The 3,249-nt window shown below is 70.0% G+C and carries 3 protein-coding genes; all 3 read right to left on the bottom strand.

Annotated features, from left to right (window positions below; translation table 11 throughout):
* Nucleotides 1-31: 31 nt before the first annotated feature.
* Genes IEZ11_RS50200 through IEZ11_RS50190 form a run of 3 tightly spaced genes read right to left on the bottom strand, consistent with a single transcriptional unit; the run spans nt 32 to nt 2,981 of the window.
* On the bottom strand, nt 32-1,021 hold the full coding sequence (locus IEZ11_RS50200) for a tyrosine-type recombinase/integrase (RefSeq protein WP_189269824.1): 990 nt from the start codon (nt 1,019-1,021) through the stop codon (nt 32-34).
* Nucleotides 1,018-1,947 carry a tyrosine-type recombinase/integrase gene (locus tag IEZ11_RS50195; protein ID WP_189269823.1) on the bottom strand — a complete coding sequence of 310 codons (930 nt, stop codon included), beginning with the start codon at nt 1,945-1,947 and terminating at the stop codon, nt 1,018-1,020. Before IEZ11_RS50195 ends, IEZ11_RS50200 begins: the two co-directional genes overlap by 4 nt.
* On the bottom strand, nt 1,944-2,981 hold the full coding sequence (locus IEZ11_RS50190; RefSeq protein ID WP_229714005.1) for a site-specific integrase: 1,038 nt from the start codon (nt 2,979-2,981) through the stop codon (nt 1,944-1,946). Before IEZ11_RS50190 ends, IEZ11_RS50195 begins: the two co-directional genes overlap by 4 nt.
* Nucleotides 2,982-3,249 lie beyond the last annotated feature (268 nt).

Here is a 3,249-nt window from a genome sequence, read left to right as displayed (position 1 = left end):
GAGGCGCTGGTGCTCGGCATAACGGGTGAGTTCAGAGGCTGTCGAGGAAGGCGAGGACGGGGTCGGGAGCGGTGTAGCGGCCCGGCTTGCTGCCGGGTGGTGTGATGCGGGCGAGGGCGCGTTCCTTGATCGTCATGTCGGCGTGGAGGTAGATCATCGAGGTTTCCTGCGACTCGTGGCCGAGCCACAGAGCGATGACGGAGGTGTCGGCCCCTGCGTGCAGCAGGGACATCGCCGCGGTGTGCCGGAGGGTGTGGGGCGTGACGTTCTTGGTGCGGAGGGACGCGCAGGCCACGGACGCGGCGGCGGTGTGCTTGGCGACGAGGCGGGCGACGGCCTCCGGGCTCAGTCGGCCACCGCGGTGGGTGCAGAACAGCGGGTCGGTGGGGTCTCCGCCGCGTTCGGCGAGCCAGCCGCGCAGAACGATGACGGTGTGGCGGGTCAGCGGGGTGGCACGGTCCTTGCGGCCCTTGCCGTGGCAGAGGACGCGCGGGCCGCGTCCCAGCCAGAGGTCCTGGAGCTGGACGCCGGTGAGTTCGGACACGCGCAGGCCGGTCTGGACGGCCAGGTGGAGAAGTGCGTGGTCACGGCGTCCCCACCAGGTTCCACGGTCGGGTGCGGCCAGCAGGGCCTCGATCTCGCCGCGGGTGAGGTAGCAGACGTCGCGCCGCTGGGTGCGTTGGGAGGGGATGGCCAGCACCTGCTGGATCAGGGCGGAGTGCTCGGGGGCCCGGAACGCGGCGTATCGGAACAGCGAGTGGATCGCGGCCAGGCGTGCGTTGCGGGTGGTGGTGCCGTTGCCCCGGTCGTTCTCCAGATGCTGGAGGAACGCGCCGATCAGCGCGGCGCCGAGGTCGCCGAGGTCGAGGTCGGTGGGCTGTTTGCCGGTCTGCTGGCTTGTGTAGCGAAGCAGCAGTCGGATGGTGTCGCGGTAGGCGACCACGGTGTGATCGCTGGCCTGGCGCTGGTGGGCGAGCCGGTCGGTGAAGAAACCCTGGATCAAGGGTGCCAGTGAGCTCATGGGAGATCTCCGAGGAAGGCGTCGAGCCGGCCCGCGGCCAGGGCGAGCAGTTCGGGAGCCGCCTGGAGATACCAGTAGGTCGAGACCGGATCGACGTGTCCCAAGTAGGTTGACAGCAAGGGAAGTTGGGCTTGGACGTCCGTGCCGGTGCGGTACCAGTCGAGCATTGTCGCCAGGCAGAAGGTGTGCCGCAGATCGTGAATGCGCGGTTTGCGCCCACCCGCCGCGGGCCGGATCCCGGCGGCGTCGCGGAGCCGGGCGAAGGTCTCGGGAACATGGTGCGCGTCCAGGCGGTTGCCGCGGCTGTTGATGAAGAACGCCGGGCTCCTCGCCACTGGCTGGAGTTCGTCGCGCTGCTGGTCGTAGCGGTGGAGTGCCTCATTGGTGCTGGGGTGAACGGGAACCTCGCGGGCCTTGCCGAGCTTGCCCGCCCGGACGGTGAGCACGCCGGTGTCCCAGTCGACGTCGGCGCGGTCGAGGCCGCAGGCTTCGCCGATCCGCATGCCGGTGACGGCCAGCAGGCCGATCAGGGTGCTGTAGTTGAGTGCCCGCAGCGGTTGGCCGAGCGCAGCGGCGGCCGCCATCAGCGCGACGATCTCGTCCAGGGCGAACAGGTGCGGAGTGATGCGGCGGTAGCGCAGCGGCATCAGATCTGGGGGTGGGATCTCGGTGGCCGGTTCGAGAGCGTGCAGGTGCCGGGCGAAGATCCGCGCGACGGTGAGCCGCTTGTTCCAGGAGGCCGGGTTCGCTCCGGGCGCGGCGCGTGTGGCCCAGGCCACCGCCAGGTCGGTGGTCACGGTGGTGGCGCCGACCTCTTCGAGGTAACTGATGAAGTTCATCAGCATCCTGCCGTGGCCCTCCAGCGTGAACCCCAGGTTCCGCCGCATCGCCAGGTAGTCCTCCGCGTGCTCACGCAGGCTGGTCATGCCGTCTCCCCGGGCCAGGGCCGGGCCAGTTCCCGGAGTCGGACGCGGTCGACCTTGGCGTAGATCGTCGTGGACAACTGGGAGCGGTGCCGCAGGACTTGACCGATCTCCGGCAACGGCGCCCCGGCGGCCAGCAGATCGCTCGCCACCGTGTGACGCAGCCGGTGGGCACCCAGCCTCGGCAGGCCAGCCCGCTTGCAGCCACGGGCCACGAGGGCACGGACGCCACTGGCGTCGATGGGCCGGCGGGGAGCCCGCTCAGTGAGGAACAGGCGGGTAGTGGAGCAGCCACGGGGACGGCCGTGCAGAAGGTAGTCGGCCAGGGCCTCGCCGACGTCGGCCGGCAACGGCAGACGGTCGGCGAGGCCACCCTTGCCGCGGACTGTCAGCTCACCGGACCGCCAGTCAACATCGTTGATCTCGATGGCTGCGGCCTCGCAAGCCCGCAGCCCGAGACGGGCGAGGAGCGTCAGAATTGCGAAGTCGCGCCGTCCAGCGGCTGTTGACCGGTCGCAGCCGGACAACAGCGCGGCAGCTTCACCGGCTGTCAGACGGCCGGGCAAGGCGGCGAGCCTCCGGTTGGCCACGGTAGGCACGGCCCCGGCCAGTGGTCTGCTGGTCCGGCCCGTGACGAACAAGAACCGCAGCACCGACCGCAGGCCGGTGACCATCTTCTTGGCGTCCGCGGTGCTCCGGCGCGCGGCCCCCTCCATGACGAACCTGGTGACGTGCTCGGCGGTCAGTGCGGCCAGTCCCTGCTCCAGCGGAACCGGCACGGTGGCTAAGAACGCCCGTACCGGCGGCAGGTAGCGGCGAATGGACACCTCTGCCACCCCACGCTCACCCCGCAGGTACCTCCGGTACTCCTCCAGCAGCACCCCCACCTCGCTGCTGTCGACGGGGACCGGTGCGGCCGGCACCGCCCCCACCGCTCGCAGGTAGCCGAGCAGCGGAACGAGAGCGTGCGGTGTTCTCCGCTTCCGGTAGCGGCGCCGACGCTCGTCGAGGAACTCCGCGATCACCGGCCCCGTCAAAGCTGCGGGTGTCAGACCGCGGGCACTCATCCATCGGCTCAAGTGGGCTGCAAGGTGCATCAGTTCACGGGCCGAAATGGGCGTATAGCCCTGGCGCAGCACCGCGGTGCACAAGCCGACCGTGTACGGAGCCAGCGGCCCCGTCACCACCACTCGCGACGGATCACGCTCATACATGACCGCCCTCCCAACCGGGCTTCTCCCAGTCAGGCAGACAACGCCGCCGGACGCGACCCCTGCATTATTCCGATCGCACCGCACCCACTTG

This window comes from Streptomyces fuscichromogenes, assembly GCF_014645815.1.
Classification (GTDB): domain Bacteria; phylum Actinomycetota; class Actinomycetes; order Streptomycetales; family Streptomycetaceae; genus Streptomyces; species Streptomyces fuscichromogenes.
Note: the sequence above shows the minus strand (reverse complement) of the source record. Positions and strands in the feature narration are given on the sequence as shown.

What these genes read in the sequence shown, in the direction of transcription:
- IEZ11_RS50200 (WP_189269824.1), bottom strand. Translation starts at nt 1,021, where the DNA reads ATGAGCTCACTGGCACCCTTGATCCAGGGTTTCTTCACCGACCGGCTC.
- IEZ11_RS50195 (WP_189269823.1), bottom strand. Translation starts at nt 1,947, where the DNA reads ATGACCAGCCTGCGTGAGCACGCGGAGGACTACCTGGCGATGCGGCGG.